Here is a 15,165-nt window from a genome sequence, read left to right as displayed (position 1 = left end):
CTCCTTCGTGCGGGAGGGTCAAGAGGTGGGAACGGGGACGTCGGTGGGCCGGCCGACCACGCCACCGGCGGCCAGCCGGTCGATCGCGCCGGCATCGAGACCGAGCTCGGCGAGCACGGCGTCGGTGTGGGCGCCGAGCTCCGGGATCGCGCCCATCGGCAGCTCGACGTCACGGAACGTCATCGGAGGCAGTACGCCGCGGACCGGCCCGGCCGGGGTGGCGACGTCGCGCCACCGGTCGCGGCCGGCGAGCTGCGGGTGCTCGACCAGTCCGGACATGTCGTTGATCTGGGCCGCCGGGACACCGGCGGCGGCGAGCCGGGCGTCGAGGTCGGCGGTGGCGAAGCCGCGGGTGTGCTCGGCGACGACCGCGTCGCACTCCTCGCGGTGGGCGACGCGCAGCGGGTTGGTGGCCAGTCGGGGATGGTCGACGAGATCGGGCCGGTCGAAGACGTCGGTCACCAGCGCCCGCCAGCCGCGGTCGTTCTGGACGCCGATCAGGATCTCCCCGTCGGCGGTCGGGTAGGCGTCGTACGGTGCGATCGAGGCGTGGCTGAGCCCCATCCGCGGCACCTGTTGGCCGCCGTACATCTGCATGTACATCGGGTGCCCGAGCCACTCGACGGTCGCGTCGAACATCGACACGTCGACGATGCCGCCCTTGCCGGTGCGCTCGCGGCGGAACAGAGCCGCGACGATCGCCTGGCTCGTGTAGAGGCCGGCGGCGATGTCGGAGCTGGGGACGCCGGTCTTGGTCGCCGTCTCCGGGGTGCCGGTGACCGAGATCAGCCCGGACTCGGCCTGGATCAGCATGTCGTACGCCTTGCGGTCGCGCAGCGGGCCGCCGGTGCCGTAGCCGGAGATGCCGGCGACGACGAGCCTCGAGTGCCGTTCGGCGAGCTCCTCCGCGCCGAGCCCGAGCCGCTCGGCGGCGCCGGGCGCGGCATTCTGCAGGAACACGTCGGCGCGGGCGACCAGCCGGCGCGCGAGCTCGGCGCCGTCGGGCGACTTGAGGTCGAGCGCCACCGACTCCTTGCCCCGGTTGAGCCAGACGAAGTGCGAAGCGAGGCCGTGCACCGCGTGGTCGTAGTTGCGGGCGAAGTCGCCCTCGCCCACCCGCTCCAGCTTGATCACGCGGGCACCGAGGTCCGCGAGGTGACGGGTGGCGAGCGGGGCCGCGACGGCCTGCTCGAGGGCGACCACGGTGATGCCCTCCAGCGGCAGCAGGTCGATGGCCATGTCGGTGGTCATGCAGAAAGCATCCCGCGACTTCTTATGCGCGTCCAATACCTAATCCTTGGAGGATTGTTCCCACTGATGCAAGAGTTGTCCCTATGGACCTGCACCATCTCGAGGCCTTCCTGGCCGTCGCCGAGGAGCTCCACTTCGGCCGCGCGGCCGAGCGGCTGCATATCGCCCAGCCGCCGCTGAGCCGCACCATCAAGCAGCTCGAGCGCGACCTCGGCGCCCAGCTGTTCGACCGCACCACCCGGAGCGTCCGGCTCACGTCGGCCGGCGAGGCACTGGTCCGGCCGGCCCAGGAGGTTCTCGAGGGCCTGCGCACCGCGCGCCGGGCGGTCCGCTCGGCCGGCCGGGGCGAGACCGGCCGGGTCCGGATCGGGTTCGCCGGCCCCTCCTCCCACGTGCTCGTCGGCCAGCTCGGCCGGATCGTCCGCGAACAGCATCCCGGGATCGAGCTGATGCTGCAGAGCACGACGTACAACTACGAGGCGCTGCGCTCGCTGCAGGACGGCGAGCTCGACCTGGCCATCGCTCGGTGGCGGATCGAGCCGCAGGGCCTGGCGCACCGCGTGATCGCGGTCGAGCACTACGTGCTCGCAGTGCCCGCCGGCCACCGGCTCGCCGGCCGCGGGGAGGTCAGCATGGCGGAGTGCCGGGACGAGCCGTTCGTGGCACTGCCCGCCGACCCCGGCTCCAGCGTGCGCGACGCCTTCATCGAGACGGCGTCCCAGGCCGGGTTCGTGCCCAACATCGTGCAGACCGCGCCCGACAGCTGGACCGCGGTCGCGCTGGTCGCGGCCGGCGTCGGCATCACGTTCACGCTCGACACCGCGATCGCCAACGTCGTGCAGACCGGCATCGAGGTGGTCAGGATCAGCGAGTGCGACCGCCCGACGTTCCAGCAGCTCGCCTGGCGGCAGGAGGACCGGAGCCCGGCGCTGCACGCGGTGCTGCGCGCCTCGGAGGAGGCCCTGCCGACACCGGAGCTGCCGTCGACCCCGCCTGCCTGACCACCGGTCAGCGGTCGGTCGCCACCTTCACCAGACCGACCTGCGACGCGGTGGCGACATGGCGACCGGTCTCGTCGAACAGCTCACCAACGCCGTGGGCACGTCCGTGGGCGACCGACTCCACGCGGCAGTCGAACTGGTGCCAGTCGGTCAGGTCCGAGGCGGCATGGAACGTCAATGCGTGGGTCAGGCTGAGGATCCGGGCGCCAGGCTTGTGCCGAGCCGACCCGAGCGCCAGGAACGACGCCTCGAGGATGCTCATGTCGCTCACGTAGGCGACCAGCGCCGCCCGCAGGACCGGGTCGTCCGGCAGCGGGCCGGTCGCCCGGAAGAAGCTGCTCTGCCGGTCACCGGGCTCGGCGACGGTGAATTACGGCGGGGCCACCGCGTGCCGGAAGTGGACCGGTCGGTGCAGCCGCCACCAGGGCGGGATCCGCTCGTCCGAGCCGAACCGGTCGGCCAGGTCCGGCAGCGTCTCGGGGTCGGGAGCGGGCCGCGGCCGGAGCGAGCTGTGGGACGGCAGGTCGGCGCGTACCGTCGCCCACCGGGTGACCGCTCCGAAGAGCTCCTCCCCCGCGTCGTCGAGCAGCCGGCTGCGCCGGGTCGCCAGCGACGGCGCGTCCGAGACGACCGTGACCTCCCAGTGCAGCGGCCGGTCCGTAGGCACTCCGCCGACGAAGTCGGCCTGCAGGCTGATGATCCGCTGGTCGGCCCCGACACCGCGGCCGGCGGCGACCAGCGCCTGCGCCAGGAGGAGTCCGCCGAAGAGCCTGCCGGCGGGATGCTGCTGCGGTTGTCCGATCCAGTGACTGACCCGGCTAGTCGACTCGTCGACGCGGCTCAGGTCGAGGAGGTCGAGCAGCTCGTCGAGGGTCACGGCGGCATGGGTGTCAGCGGCAGGAGAGGCAGGGTCCACGCGGCTCATTGTGCCGTCGTTTGTCGTCACTTTCGATATCTGTCTCGAACTATTCATACGTATCCGTCAACAGTGAGCGGCGGAAGAAGTATTGGAGTTCGGCACGCTGCTGGCGTCAGGCTGGGACCACTGACCAACCCCCGCCCGCCCCCGAGGAGCACCCATGGCCGCGCCCGACAAGGTCACCGATCTCAGCTCGGCGGTGGCCACCCACGTACGGGACGGCATGACGGTCGCGCTGGAGGGCTTCGGCCACCTGATCCCGTTCGCCGCGGGCCACGAGATCATCCGCCAGGGCCGCCGGGACCTGACGTTCTGCCGGATGACCCCCGACCTGCTGGCCGACCAGATGATCGCCGCCGGCTGCGTCTCGAAGCTCGTGGCCTCCTTCTTCGCCAGCGGCTCGGCGGGCTCCCTGCACGAGGTCCGGCGCCGGGTGGAGAACGCCGACCCGCAACCGCTCGAGGTCGAGGAGTACAGCCACTACGGCATGGTCTGCCGCTACCAGGCGGGCGCCGCCGGGCTGCCGTTCTTCCCACTCCGTTCGTACGCCGGCAGCGACCTACCGAAGCTCAACCCGCTGGTCCGCAAGGTCTCCGATCCCTACGGCGGACCCGACATCTACGTCGTGCCGCCGCTGCGCCCGGACGTGACGATCGTCCACGCCCAGCGCGCCGACCGCTCCGGCAACGTCCAGATGTGGGGCATCGTCGGGGCCCAGCAGGAAGCGGCGTACGCAGCCGAGACCGTGATCGCGACGGTCGAGGAGATCGTCGAGGAGGACGTGGTCCGCTCCGACCCGAACCGCACCGTGCTGCCGTCCCACGCGGTCACCGCCGTGGTGGAGGTTCCCGGCGGCGCGCATCCGTCCTACACGCAGGGCCACTACGACCGCGACAACGCCTTCTACCGCGAGTGGACGCCGATCAGCCGCGACCGTGAGGCGGTGCTCGGCTGGCTCGAGGAGTGGGTGCACCAGGTGCCCGACCGCGCTGCGTACCTCGACAAGCTCGGAGCGGAGCGCTGGGACGGGCTCGGTGTCGCTCCTCGGCCCTCGCAGCCCGTCGACTTCGGCCGCCGCCGCGCGGCCAAGGAGGTGGCTTCGTGAACGCCGCACTTTCCGACGTGGCTCCGTCCAGCACCGAGTTCCTCGCCGCGGTCGCGGCCCGGCAGCTCGTCGGCAAGCACCGGGTCTTCGCGGGCGTCGGGCTGCCGACGCTCGCCGTCGACCTGGCACGCCGCACCGTGAACCCCGACGTCGAGCTGGTCTACGAGTCAGGCGTCTGCGGCGCACAGCCGGAGGGCCTGGCGGAGGGCATCGCCGACTCGGTGCTGGTCTCCGGCGCCGCCGCGGTGCTGAGCATGCCCGCGCTCTTCGGCTACGTCCTGCAGCGCGGCCATGTCGACGTCGGCTTCCTCGGCGCCGCCCAGATCGACCGCTGGGGCAGCCTCAACACCAGCTTCATCGGCGACTGGGACAAGCCCGCCGTCCGGCTCCCCGGTGCCGGCGGCGCCGCGGAGATCATGCCGAACGCCGGCGAGTGCATCGTCGTGCTGCGCCGCCACGATCCCGGCGCCCTTCCGGCGCAGCTCGACTTCTGCACCTCGCCCAGCCCGGTGCGCGCGTACGAGGAGGACCCCCGGATGGTGCCTCGCGGCCACGGGGTCTCGACCGTGATCACCCCGATGGCGGTGCTGCGCCGCCCCGACAAGCTCGGCGAGCTCGAGATCAGCGAGGTCCACCCCGGCCTCACCGTCGACGACGTCCGTGCCGCGACCGGCTGGGACATCGCCGTCGCCGATGACGTACGCGAGACCGCACGGCCGACCGTCGAGGAGGTCAGGCTGCTCCGCGACGAGATCGACACGGTGCGGCTCTACCTCCGATGAGCCCGTCCACCATCACGTTGGAACCGCGCCGGTCGGCGTACGTCGCCCTGCTGGCGTGCTCCACGCTCGGCACCCTGTCGAGCACGATCATCAGCGCACCGATCAACGTGATCGCCCACGCGATCGGGGCCTCGCCGCGTGGGATCGTCTTCGCGGTGAGCGCGTTCACGCTCGCGATGGTCGTCTTCGCGCCGGTCTCGGGCTGGATGTGCCAGCGGTTCGGCTCCCGGCGGGTGCTCGCAGGGTCGCTGCTGCTGATGGTGGCCGCACAGGCGAGCGCGGCCTTCAGCCAGGGACTCGGCTTCCTGGTCGTGATGCGCGCCCTGCAGGGGATCGCCTGCTCGGCGGTGCCGCCCGCGATCCAGCAGGTGCTCGGCCGGCACTGGGCCGGCAACCGAGCCCGGGTGATGGCCGCCTGGGCAGCCGCGATCGGCGTCGGCCAGGCGCTCGGGCCGCCGCTCGGCGGGCTGGTCGCCGACACCCTCGGCTGGCGGTGGGTGTTCCTCACCCACGCCACGCTCAGCGCGGTACTGCTGGTGCTGTGCCTGACCGTCGTGCCCGACGTGCCCGCCTCGTACGCTCCGCTCCACGTCAGCGGGATGGCGACGCTTCTGGTCGGGATCGGCGCGCTCGTCGGCTCGGTCAGCTGGCTCGGACAGCACGGCGAGGTCGCGGTGGCCGCGGGGATGGCGGCCGTCGGCGTGCTCGCCCTGGCGGTGCACAGCCAGCTCGGGCGCACGAGTGCCGGACCGTTCGTCCCACCCGGCCTCCTCACCGAGCGGAGGTTCGTCGCGAGCACGATGGCCGCCGGCACGGTGATGGGCTGCCTCGGCGTCGCGATCGTCGCCACTCCCCTGCACCTGGGCCGCGATCTCGGCCTGGGCCCGGGACACATCGGCATCACCATGCTCGCGCTGGCCCTGGCGATGACGCTCGCGGCGCCGCTCTCCTCCCGGGTCACCGAGCGGTTCACCGCCCGGCGCACGCTGCGCGGCGGGCTGGTGCTGCTCGCGCTCGGCCTGCTCGCCCTGCCCCTGGCCGCGACCGCCTCCGAGCCCGGCACGGTCGTCACGCTCACCGTGGCCGCGCTCGTGCTGACCGGCTCGGCGATCGGGGTGGTTCAGGCGACCTCCGCGCTCGGTCTGATGACCTCGCCGGCCGCCGCCGACGGTGTCGCGCTCGGGCTCCACAACATGCTCCGCTTCACCGGCCTGGCCGTCGGCTACTCCTGGGTCGCGATCGCCTATCCGACCGGAAACCTCTCCCTCGTCTACGGCGCCCCGGTCGCCGCGGTCGCCCTTACCTGGGCGATGGCCGGCCCCTCCGCCACCTCTCGGCCCGCCACAGAAAGGGTGTTCCATGACCACCGCTGACCCCGCTCCTGACCCCGCTCCCGGACCGCTCGCCGGCCTGCGCGTGGTCGAGGTGTCCAGCTTCGTCGCCACCCCGCTGTGTGGCACCACACTGGCGCAGCTCGGCGCGGAGGTCATCCGCGTCGAGCCCGTCGAGGGTGGGCCCGACCGCACCCGGTGGCCACTCAGCGACGACGGTTCCAGCCTCTACTGGAACGGCCTCAACCCCGGCAAGAAGGCCATCGCCGTCGACTGCACCCACCCGGAGGGACGGCAGCTGGTCGCGGACCTGGTCGTCTCGGGCGGCCCGTTCGGCGGCATCGTGGTCACCAACACCGAGCGCTGGTCGGAGCTCGGGTACGCCGCGCTGCGCGCCCGCCGCGACGACGTCATCCACGTGCTCCTCACCGGGCGCCACGACGGCGGCACCGCCGTCGACTACACCGTGCAGGCCGGCACCGGCTTCCCGCTCGTGACCGGCCCGGAGGAGCATGCGTCACCGGTGAACGGTGTCGTGCCGGCCTGGGACCTCGCGGCCGGTCTCCACCTCGCGACCGGCCTGCTCGCCGCCGAGCACCGGCGCGCGGTCACCGGCGAGGGCGCCGAGGTGCGGGTCGCCCTGGAGGACGTCGCCCTCGCGGCCGCCGGCAACCTCGGCTACCTCGCCGAGGCGCAACTGCGGCCGGAGGGCGAGCGCGGCTCGATCGGCAACCACGTCTACGGCACCTTCGGCCGCGACTTCACCACCGCGGACGGCGACCGCTTCATGCTGGTGGCCCTCACCCCACGGCAGTGGTCGGACCTGCTGGGCATCACCGGCCTCGCCGAGGCGGTGGCCGCACTGGCCCGCGCGCTCGACGCCGACTTCTCCGACGAGGGCGCGCGGTTCCGGCACCGCACCGTGCTCGGCGGCCTGATCGCCGCCTGGTTCGAGCAGCACGACACGGCGTACGTCACGAAGGCGCTGTCGAAGACCCGAATCCTGTGGTCGCCCTACCGCAGCTTCCGCGACCTCGCCTCCGATGACGCCCGGCTGCTGCGCGAGCACCCGCTGTTCTCGACCGTCAGCCAGCCCGGCGTCGGCGAACTGCTCGCCCCCGGCGCGCCGATCACCGTCGACGGCCACCGGACCGCTCCCCTGCCGGCTCCCGCCGTCGGGCAGGACACCGGCGAGGTGCTCTCCGGCGCCCTCGGCCTGGCCGCGGAGCGGCTGGACGACCTGCTCACCCGCGGCGTCATCGGCACCCGGGAGGTGGTGGCGCGATGAGCAGCGCCGAGACCGCACGCACCTGGCTGTTCGTCCCCGGGGACCGGCCGGAGCGGTTCGCCAAGGCTGCCGCCGCCGGCCCCGACGTCGTGGTCCTCGACCTCGAGGACGCCGTCGCCCCGGCGCACAAGGACGCGGCCCGCGCCCACGTCACCGACTGGCTCCCCCGGGCAGCGATCACCGTCGCTGTGCGGATCAACGCCACCGGCACCACCTGGCACGACGCCGACGTCGCCGCGCTCGCGGCCCTCGACGGACCGTCGCTGGTGCTGCTGCCGAAGGCCGACAGCCCCGAGTCCGTGGCGGCGGTCGTGGCCGCCCTCCCCGGCGGCTCCGCCGTCGTCGCCCTGGTCGAGACGGCGCTCGGCGTCGCACGGGCCATCGACCTGGCTCGCTCCCCCGGAGTCGTACGCCTCGCCTTCGGCAGCTTTGACCTGGCCGCCGAGCTCGGCGTCGATCCGGACCACGCACCCGCCCTCGCGCCTGCGCGCGGGAACCTGGTGCTCGCCTCGGCCGTCGGCGGCCTGGCCGGCCCGATCGACGGCGTCACCGGCGACGTACGCGATCACGAGCGGCTCACCGCCGATGTCACCGCGGCCGCGGCTCTCGGGTTCGCCGGCAAGCTCTGCATCCACCCCGACCAGGTGGCGCCTGCCGCCGCGGCCCTGGCGCCCACCCCCGACGAGGTCGCCTGGGCCGAGCGCGTCCTGGCCGCCGCGACCGAGGACGGCGTCGCCCTCGTCGACGGCCGGATGGTCGACGCCCCCGTCGTCGCCCGCGCCCGCCGCATCGTCTTTCTCAACCGACCCACCCCAGGAGCAGCCCGATGAGCAGCCTGACCCCCGACGAGCAGGACATGGTCCGGCTTGTCGCCGACTTCGTCGACGAGCGCGTACGCCCCCGGGTGCGCGAGTTCGAGGCCGACGACATCTATCCCACAGAGCTCATCGAGGAGATGAAGAAGCTCGGCTTCTTCGGCCTCCTGGTGCCCGCAGAGCACGGCGGCGTCGACGTGAGCACGGCCTGCTTCGCGCGGGTGACCGAGGAGCTCGCCCGTGGCTGGATGAGTCTGGCCGGCGCGATCGGCGGACACTCCGTGATCAGCTACCTGGTCCGTCACTACGGGACCCCGCAGCAGCAGGAGTCCTACCTGCCCCGGATGGCCGACGGCAGCCTGCGCGCCACGATGGCGCTGACCGAGCCGTCCGGTGGCAGCGACCTGCAGGGGATGCGTACGTTCGCCGACGCCGACGGGGACGAGCTGGTCATCACCGGCTCGAAGACCTGGATCTCCAACGCCCAGCACGCCGGCCTGATCGGGCTGCTCTGCGTCACCGACCGCTCCGCCTCGCCCGCGCACAACGGCATGAGCGTGGTGCTGGTCGAACCCGGCGACGGGCTCACCGTCTCGGGCAAGATCCCCAAGCTCGGCTACCGCGGCATCGAGGCCTGCGAGCTCACCTTCGACAAGATGCGGGTCCCGGCGACCGCGGTCCTCGGCGGCACCCCCGACCTCGGCTGGGGCCACATGATGCGCGGCCTCGAGGTCGGCCGAATCCAGGTCGCCGCCCGCGCAGTCGGCGTCGGCCAGGCCGCGCTCGACGACGCGCTCTCGTACGCCCAGACCCGGGAGAGCTTCGGCAAACCGATCTGGAAGCACCAGTCGGTCGGGAACCTGCTCGCCGAGATGGGCACCAAGATGCGCGCCGCCCGGCTGATGACCCTCGACGCAGCCGAGCGGCTCGACGCCGGCGACCGCGCCGACATGGAGGCCGGGATGGCCAAGCTCTTCGCCTCGGAGGCGGCCATGCAGGTCGCCCTCGACGCGGTGCGGGTGCACGGCGGCTACGGCTACTCCAAGGAGTACGACGTGGAGCGCTACTTCCGCGACGCCCCGCTGATGATCGTCGGCGAGGGCACCAACGAGATCCAGCGCAACGTGATCGCCGCCCAGCTGGTGGCGCGCGACCAGAAGGGAAAGAACTGACATGGCACTTCTCGAGAACCGGACCGCGGTCATCACCGGAGGCGCGCAGGGCATCGGCCTCGCCGTCGCCGAGCGCTTCGTGGCGGAGGGGGCGCGGGTGGTGCTCGCCGATCTCGACGGCGCCGCCGCCGAGGCCGCGGCCAAGGAGCTGGGCCCGGACGTGGCGACCGGCGTGGCGTGCGACGTGGTGAGCGCCGAGGATGTGGAGCGCGCTCTGGAGACCGCGGTCGCGACGTACGGCTCGCTCGACATCGTCGTCAACAACGCCGGCATCACCCGCGACGCGACGATGCGGAAGATGACCGAGGACCAGTTCGACCAGGTGATCGCCGTGCACCTCAAGGGCTGCTGGCACGGCACCCGGCTCGCCGCCGCCCGGATGCGCGAGCAGAAGTCCGGCGCGATCGTGAACATCTCCTCGATCTCCGGCAAGGTCGGCATGGTCGGGCAGACCAACTACTCGGCCGCGAAGGCCGGCATCGTCGGCCTCACCAAGGCCGCGGCCAAGGAGATGGCTCACCACGGGGTCCGGGTCAACGCGATCCAGCCCGGGCTGATCCGCTCCGCCATGACCGAGGCGATGCCGCAGCGGATCTGGGACGAGAAGATGGCCGAGATCCCGATGGGTCGCGCCGGTGAGCCGGCCGAGATCGCCAACGTCGCGCTCTTCTACGCCTCCTCGCTCTCCTCGTACATGACCGGCACGGTCGCCGAGGTGACCGGCGGAAGGTTCATGTGACCTGGCGGCCGCGTCGGGTGGCGTCGGTCGAGACCCTCGACGCGGGGCCGGTCGCCACACTCGGCGCTCTCCTCGACAGCGGCGCTCCGGTGCCCGCCGCCGGGGACGTACTCCCGCCGCTGTGGCACTGGGTCGCGCTGCCGCGCTGGCCGGTGTCGTCGGTCGTCGGGGTCGACGGCCATCCGCGCCGCGGCGACTTCCTACCGCCGATCGACCTGCCCCGACGGATGTTCGCCGGCGGCGAGGTGACCTTCCACGGCGACCTCCGGGTCGGCACCGAGGTCGTCCGCGAGTCCGAGGTCGTCTCGGTCGAGGAGAAGGAGGGCCGCAGCGGCCGGCTGGCGATCGTCACGGTCCATACCCGGCTCTTCGACGCCGATCGGGACGACCTGCTCGTGGAGGAGCGGCAGGATCTGATCTACCGCGATGCCGCACCGGCGCCGACGTCGTTCCCGGACCCCGAGCCCGCCTCGGCGATCGCACCCGCCGGCCCGCCGCTGGTGGCCGAAGACGACGGCTGGCGGTTCGTCACCGACCCGACCCTGCTCATGCGGTTCAGCGCGGCGACAGCAAACCCGCACCGGATCCACTACGACTGGCCCTACGCCACCCGGGTCGAGGGCTATCCCGGGCTGGTCGTGCAGGGCCCGCTCTCGACACTCGTCCTCGCCGAGGCCCTTCGGCTGGCACACCCCGACCGCGTCGTACGCCGCCTGCGGCACCGCAACACCGCTCCCCTCTTCTGCGGCGACCCTGCCCAGGTCCTGGTCGATCGCTCCACCCCAGACACTGCCGATGTAGCGCTGCGGCGCCCCGACGGCACCGCGCTGGCCGGCCTGACGGCCGAGCTGACCACCCTCACCTCTGAAAGGCACCAACCATGAGTGACACCGCCCGCGACGTGGTCATCTGCGAACCCGTCCGCACCCCGATCGGCCGCTACGGCGGCGTCTTCAAGGACCTGAGCCCGGTCGACCTCGGCGTCACCGCGCTGCAGGGCCTGCTCGCCCGCACCGGCATCGACCCGGAGCGGATCGACGACGTCATCCTCGGCCACTGCTACCCCAACGCCGAGGCACCGGCGATCGGACGGGTGGTCGGACTCGACGCCGGGCTCCCGGTCACCGTCGGCGGCCAGCAGGTCGACCGTCGCTGCGGCTCCGGGCTACAGGCCGTCGCCAACGCGGTGATGCAGGTGGCCTCCGGCGCCAGCGAGATCGTGGTGGCCGGCGGCGCCGAGTCGATGAGCAACGTCGCCTTCTACTCCCTCGACATGCGCTGGGGCGGCGCGCGCACCGGCGTACAGATCCACGACGGCCTCACCCGCGGACGGCAGACCCCAGGCGGCCGGTTCCACCCGGTACCCGGCGGCATGCTCGAGACCGCCGAGAACCTGCGCCGGGAGTACGCCATCGGCCGCGAGGAGCAGGACCGCCTCGCCGTCAGCTCCCACCAGCGCGCCGTCGCCGCCCAGCAGAGCGGTGTCTTCGCCGAGGAGATCGTGCCGGTCACCGTGCCGTCCCGGAAGGGCGATGTCGTGGTCGACACCGACGAGCACCCCCGCGCCGACACCACCATCGAGTCGCTCGCGAAGCTGCGCCCGATCCTCGGCCCCTCCGACCCCGAGGCGACCGTCACCGCCGGCAACGCCAGCGGCCAGAACGACGCCGCCGCCATGTGCCTGGTCACCACCGCCGACCTCGCCGAGCGCCTCGGCCTGCGACCGCTGGTCCGGCTCGTGTCCTGGGCCGCCGCCGGCGTACGTCCTGACGTGATGGGCATCGGCCCCGTCCCCGCCACGGAGGCGGCCCTCGCCAAGGCCGGCCTGACCCTGGCCGACATCGACCTCATCGAGCTCAACGAGGCCTTCGCCGCCCAGGCGCTCGCGGTGATGCGCGAGTGGAAGTTCACCGACGAGGACCTCGAGCGCACCAACGTCCACGGCTCCGGCATCTCCCTCGGCCACCCCGTCGGCGCCACCGGCGTACGGATGCTCGGCACGCTCGCCCGCGAGCTGCACCGCCGCGAGGCCCGCTACGGCCTCGAGACCATGTGCATCGGCGGCGGCCAGGGCCTCGCCGCCGTCTTCGAGCGGGTGGTCTGATGCGTACGTTCACCTCGATCGCGGCGATCGAGGCCGCCGTCGGCGACGAGCTCGGCACCACGGACTGGGTGCAGATCACCCAGGAGCGCGTGGACCGCTTCGCGGAGCTCAGCGGCGACCAGCAGTGGATCCACGTCGACGTCGAGCGCGCCGCCGCCTCCTCCTTCGGCGGCACCATCGCACACGGCTACCTCACGCTGTCGATGCTGCCGGCCTTCGCCGCCGAGCTCTACACCATCGATACCGGGTCCGCCCGGCTCAACTACGGTCTCGAGAAGGTGCGGTTCCCCGCGCCGGTCAAGGTCGGCACGAAGATCCGGGCCACGCCGCGGATCAAGGAGGTCCGGGCGGTCCCGGCCGGGACCCAGGTGCTGCTCGGCTGGACCGTCGAGGCCGAAGGCGCCGAGCGACCGGTCTGCGTCGCAGAGAGCATCACGCTCGTCCTTCCCTGACGCATCCCGAGTGCCGCCGATCCTCCCTGTGACGATCGGCGGCCTCGGCATGCCCGGAGCACCATTGGGCTCACGGGTGATATCAATGCCATCTAGATTTGGTGTTGGACGTGCAATGGCGCGGCTTCCTAGTGTGAACGCGGTCACACAGCATTCCGGTGCGTGACGACACACAACCCCCGGAGGAGCAAGTCCCATGACCCAGTCAACGCGCGTCCCCGACGAACGGATGGCCCGCAAGGCGGGCATCGCCGCGTTCGTCGGCACCACCATCGAGTGGTACGACTTCTACATCTACGGCACCGCGTCCGCTCTGGTCTTCGGGCCACTCTTCTTCAGCAACGCCGAGCCCGCGGTCGCGACCCTGCTCTCCTTCGCGACGTTCGCCGTCGGGTTCCTGACCCGGCCGCTCGGCGGTGTGGTCTTCGGCCACCTCGGTGACCGGATCGGCCGCAAGCGCTCCTTGATCCTGACGCTGCTGCTGATGGGCGTCACCACGGTCGGCGTCGGCCTGCTGCCGACGCACGCGGCCATCGGTGCCGCCGCGCCGGTGCTGCTGATCATCCTCCGGCTGCTGCAGGGCCTCGCCGTGGGCGGCGAGTGGGGCGGTGCGGTGCTGATCGCGACCGAGCACACCCGCCCCGACCGCGGCTTCCTGTTCGGCGCCTTCGCCCAGCAGGGCTCCCCCGCCGGCCGGATCCTGGCCACCCTCAGCTTCCTCGCCGTGACCGGCCTGCTTCCCGACGACGCGCTGCTCGAGTGGGCCTGGCGACTGCCGTTCCTTGCGTCGGCCGCGCTGGTCGTGGTCGGGCTCGTGATCAGGCTCAGCCTGGAGGAGTCCCCGGCGATGAAGGACCTCCAGGAGCGCGACGAGGTCGTCCGGGTCCCGGTGATCGAGCTGTTCCGCAGCAACTCCCGCGAGCTGACCCTCGGCGTCTTCGGGATCCTGTGCGTCTTCGTGGTCGTCTACGCCCGCGACACCTTCGCGCTCTCCTGGGCCACGACCCACCTCGGCTTCGAGAAGGACTCCTTCCTCACCATCATCCTGATCGCCAGCGTCGTGCAGTTCTTCGTGCAGCCGTTCGGCGCGGTGATGGCCACCCGCTGGAACCCGCGCACCCTGGTCACGGTCCTGCTCGCCCTCGAGATTCCCGCGCTTGCGATGATGTTCGTGCTGATGGGCACCGGGAACTGGACCCTCGCGATGATCGGCGCGGTGATGGCCACCATCCCCGACGTGATGTTCTACGCGGTCATGGCCGGCATGCTCGCCCAGGCCTTCCCGGCCCGGGTCCGCTACACCGGCATCTCGGTCACGTACGGCCTCTCCGGTGCGCTGTGCGGGACCACGCCGATGATCCTGCAGTGGCTCCTCGACACCTCCGGCAGCATCGTCGTGCCTGTCGCCTTCGGCGTCGTCACCACCGTGATCTCCCTGGTGTGCTCCCGCGCGCTGCTCGGCCGGAGCGCCGCCGCGATGGAGACCGCTGACGGGAACGAGACGGTGACCGCGGCACGCTGAGCCGCGGTCACCACCGGATCGTCACCTGGCGGCGCCCAGCGAGCTTCGAGCGAGCTGGGCGACGCGCTGGTTGCTGATCCCGGTCTCCGCTGCGATCCGCCCGAACGACCAGCCGCGTCGCCGCAGCAGCCGTACGGCCCGCGCGCTCTCGTCGTGCAGATCCTCGAGATGCCTGTCGACCTGGCAGCGCTGGTGCTCGAGGTCACGGAGCGTCGCAGCCGGGTCGTCCGGCAGGTCGGCAATGGCGCGGCGGGTCGGGGATCCACCCGGCGCCAGCGCATCGGGCGGGTTGAACGCCCACAGCGTGTAGTCGTCGGCCCACCGAATGAGCCGGGCCATGCGGCTCTCGCGGTGGATGTTCGGGACGTCGACGGCCATCTCCGGCTCCTTCACGTGGTTCGGACACAGGTGGGGGAAGGTCCTCGGTAACCATGATCCGGGGCCGGGATGACCGAGCCGTTGAGGTCCGGTAACGAGCAGGTAAGGGCAACGGAGCGAGATCAGTCGGGCCCACCCGAACGACGACCGCGGCCGCCGCTAGGTAAAGACCACATACCCGATCTTCGGCATGCGGAAGTACCCCGAGCGGGATAACGATCGAATAACGCGGAAAGAGCATCGAACCCCCAGCCGATCCCCGTCCCCGTTGAAGACAGCAACCGTCCAGGCCGCAGCCACACGCGC

General features: G+C 72.1%; 15 protein-coding genes and 1 pseudogene. 12 read left to right on the top strand and 4 right to left on the bottom strand.

What is annotated here, in order from left to right; genetic code table 11:
* Positions 1 to 18: 18 nt before the first annotated feature.
* Complete coding sequence (locus ABTW65_RS09710) at positions 19 to 1,251, bottom strand: CaiB/BaiF CoA transferase family protein (protein WP_350659838.1); 1,233 nt, start codon at positions 1,249 to 1,251, stop codon at positions 19 to 21.
* 83 nt (positions 1,252 to 1,334) lie between these two features.
* Between ABTW65_RS09710 and ABTW65_RS09705 the strand changes: the two genes are divergently transcribed.
* Positions 1,335 to 2,252 carry a LysR family transcriptional regulator gene (locus ABTW65_RS09705; RefSeq protein ID WP_350659837.1) on the top strand — a complete coding sequence of 306 codons (918 nt, stop codon included), beginning with the start codon at positions 1,335 to 1,337 and terminating at the stop codon, positions 2,250 to 2,252.
* A 7-nt stretch (positions 2,253 to 2,259) separates the two neighbouring features.
* Here the strand turns inward: ABTW65_RS09705 and ABTW65_RS09700 are convergent.
* Both ABTW65_RS09700 and ABTW65_RS09695 read right to left on the bottom strand, forming a co-directional pair.
* Positions 2,260 to 2,589: pseudogene (locus ABTW65_RS09700) on the bottom strand (acyl-CoA thioesterase); the annotation flags it as partial.
* 33 nt (positions 2,590 to 2,622) lie between these two features.
* A complete protein-coding gene (locus tag ABTW65_RS09695; protein WP_350659836.1) occupies positions 2,623 to 3,168 on the bottom strand; it encodes an acyl-CoA thioesterase domain-containing protein in 546 nt (181 codons plus the stop codon).
* Between the two features lie 163 nt (positions 3,169 to 3,331).
* On the opposite strand from ABTW65_RS09695, the gene ABTW65_RS09690 reads away from it, so the two are divergent.
* The 11 genes from ABTW65_RS09690 to ABTW65_RS09640 all read left to right on the top strand — a co-directional run bounded on the left by ABTW65_RS09690 (position 3,332) and on the right by ABTW65_RS09640 (position 14,481).
* A complete protein-coding gene (locus ABTW65_RS09690) occupies positions 3,332 to 4,276 on the top strand; it encodes a CoA transferase subunit A (RefSeq protein WP_350659835.1) in 945 nt (314 codons plus the stop codon).
* Positions 4,273 to 5,058 carry a CoA-transferase subunit beta gene (locus ABTW65_RS09685; RefSeq protein WP_350659834.1) on the top strand — a complete coding sequence of 262 codons (786 nt, stop codon included), beginning with the start codon at positions 4,273 to 4,275 and terminating at the stop codon, positions 5,056 to 5,058. Before ABTW65_RS09690 ends, ABTW65_RS09685 begins: the two co-directional genes overlap by 4 nt.
* Positions 5,055 to 6,431, top strand: coding sequence for an MFS transporter (locus tag ABTW65_RS09680; protein WP_350659833.1), 1,377 nt, complete (start codon positions 5,055 to 5,057; stop codon positions 6,429 to 6,431). Before ABTW65_RS09685 ends, ABTW65_RS09680 begins: the two co-directional genes overlap by 4 nt.
* Positions 6,418 to 7,677: a CoA transferase gene (locus ABTW65_RS09675; RefSeq protein ID WP_350659832.1), complete on the top strand. Its 1,260-nt coding sequence runs from the start codon at positions 6,418 to 6,420 to the stop codon at positions 7,675 to 7,677. Before ABTW65_RS09680 ends, ABTW65_RS09675 begins: the two co-directional genes overlap by 14 nt.
* Complete coding sequence (locus ABTW65_RS09670; RefSeq protein WP_350659831.1) at positions 7,674 to 8,507, top strand: HpcH/HpaI aldolase/citrate lyase family protein; 834 nt, start codon at positions 7,674 to 7,676, stop codon at positions 8,505 to 8,507. The genes ABTW65_RS09675 and ABTW65_RS09670 overlap by 4 nt, the downstream gene beginning before the upstream one ends.
* The gene (locus ABTW65_RS09665; RefSeq protein ID WP_350659830.1) at positions 8,504 to 9,664 is read left to right on the top strand and encodes an acyl-CoA dehydrogenase family protein; all 1,161 of its coding nucleotides are present in this window, start codon (positions 8,504 to 8,506) and stop codon (positions 9,662 to 9,664) included. The genes ABTW65_RS09670 and ABTW65_RS09665 overlap by 4 nt, the downstream gene beginning before the upstream one ends.
* 1 nt (position 9,665) lies before the next feature.
* The gene (gene fabG, locus ABTW65_RS09660; protein WP_091048169.1) at positions 9,666 to 10,403 is read left to right on the top strand and encodes a 3-oxoacyl-ACP reductase FabG; all 738 of its coding nucleotides are present in this window, start codon (positions 9,666 to 9,668) and stop codon (positions 10,401 to 10,403) included.
* Positions 10,400 to 11,287: an HTD2 family dehydratase gene (locus ABTW65_RS09655; RefSeq protein ID WP_350659829.1), complete on the top strand. Its 888-nt coding sequence runs from the start codon at positions 10,400 to 10,402 to the stop codon at positions 11,285 to 11,287. Before fabG ends, ABTW65_RS09655 begins: the two co-directional genes overlap by 4 nt.
* Complete coding sequence (locus tag ABTW65_RS09650; RefSeq protein ID WP_350659828.1) at positions 11,284 to 12,507, top strand: acetyl-CoA C-acetyltransferase; 1,224 nt, start codon at positions 11,284 to 11,286, stop codon at positions 12,505 to 12,507. The genes ABTW65_RS09655 and ABTW65_RS09650 overlap by 4 nt, the downstream gene beginning before the upstream one ends.
* Entirely contained in the window at positions 12,507 to 12,959 is a 453-nt protein-coding gene (locus ABTW65_RS09645; protein ID WP_350659826.1) for a MaoC family dehydratase, read from the top strand. The genes ABTW65_RS09650 and ABTW65_RS09645 overlap by 1 nt, the downstream gene beginning before the upstream one ends.
* A gap of 196 nt (positions 12,960 to 13,155) precedes the next feature.
* Positions 13,156 to 14,481: an MFS transporter gene (locus ABTW65_RS09640; RefSeq protein ID WP_350659825.1), complete on the top strand. Its 1,326-nt coding sequence runs from the start codon at positions 13,156 to 13,158 to the stop codon at positions 14,479 to 14,481.
* A 21-nt stretch (positions 14,482 to 14,502) separates the two neighbouring features.
* Here ABTW65_RS09640 and ABTW65_RS09635 read toward each other — a convergent pair whose 3' ends face one another.
* Positions 14,503 to 14,859: a hypothetical protein gene (locus tag ABTW65_RS09635; RefSeq protein WP_350659824.1), complete on the bottom strand. Its 357-nt coding sequence runs from the start codon at positions 14,857 to 14,859 to the stop codon at positions 14,503 to 14,505.
* Positions 14,860 to 15,165 lie beyond the last annotated feature (306 nt).

Source organism: Nocardioides sp. NPDC127503, assembly GCF_040302165.1.
Classification (GTDB): domain Bacteria; phylum Actinomycetota; class Actinomycetes; order Propionibacteriales; family Nocardioidaceae; genus Nocardioides.
This window is presented reverse-complemented; position numbering and strand designations above follow the sequence as displayed.

Coding starts and splice junctions, on each gene's coding strand:
- ABTW65_RS09710 (WP_350659838.1), bottom strand. CDS start 1,251: ATGACCACCGACATGGCCATCGACCTGCTGCCGCTGGAGGGCATCACC.
- ABTW65_RS09645 (WP_350659826.1), top strand. CDS start 12,507: ATGCGTACGTTCACCTCGATCGCGGCGATCGAGGCCGCCGTCGGCGAC.
- ABTW65_RS09690 (WP_350659835.1), top strand. CDS start 3,332: ATGGCCGCGCCCGACAAGGTCACCGATCTCAGCTCGGCGGTGGCCACC.
- ABTW65_RS09650 (WP_350659828.1), top strand. CDS start 11,284: ATGAGTGACACCGCCCGCGACGTGGTCATCTGCGAACCCGTCCGCACC.
- ABTW65_RS09680 (WP_350659833.1), top strand. CDS start 5,055: ATGAGCCCGTCCACCATCACGTTGGAACCGCGCCGGTCGGCGTACGTC.
- ABTW65_RS09675 (WP_350659832.1), top strand. CDS start 6,418: ATGACCACCGCTGACCCCGCTCCTGACCCCGCTCCCGGACCGCTCGCC.
- ABTW65_RS09670 (WP_350659831.1), top strand. CDS start 7,674: ATGAGCAGCGCCGAGACCGCACGCACCTGGCTGTTCGTCCCCGGGGAC.
- ABTW65_RS09640 (WP_350659825.1), top strand. CDS start 13,156: ATGACCCAGTCAACGCGCGTCCCCGACGAACGGATGGCCCGCAAGGCG.
- ABTW65_RS09635 (WP_350659824.1), bottom strand. CDS start 14,859: ATGGCCGTCGACGTCCCGAACATCCACCGCGAGAGCCGCATGGCCCGG.
- ABTW65_RS09665 (WP_350659830.1), top strand. CDS start 8,504: ATGAGCAGCCTGACCCCCGACGAGCAGGACATGGTCCGGCTTGTCGCC.
- ABTW65_RS09705 (WP_350659837.1), top strand. CDS start 1,335: ATGGACCTGCACCATCTCGAGGCCTTCCTGGCCGTCGCCGAGGAGCTC.
- fabG (WP_091048169.1), top strand. CDS start 9,666: ATGGCACTTCTCGAGAACCGGACCGCGGTCATCACCGGAGGCGCGCAG.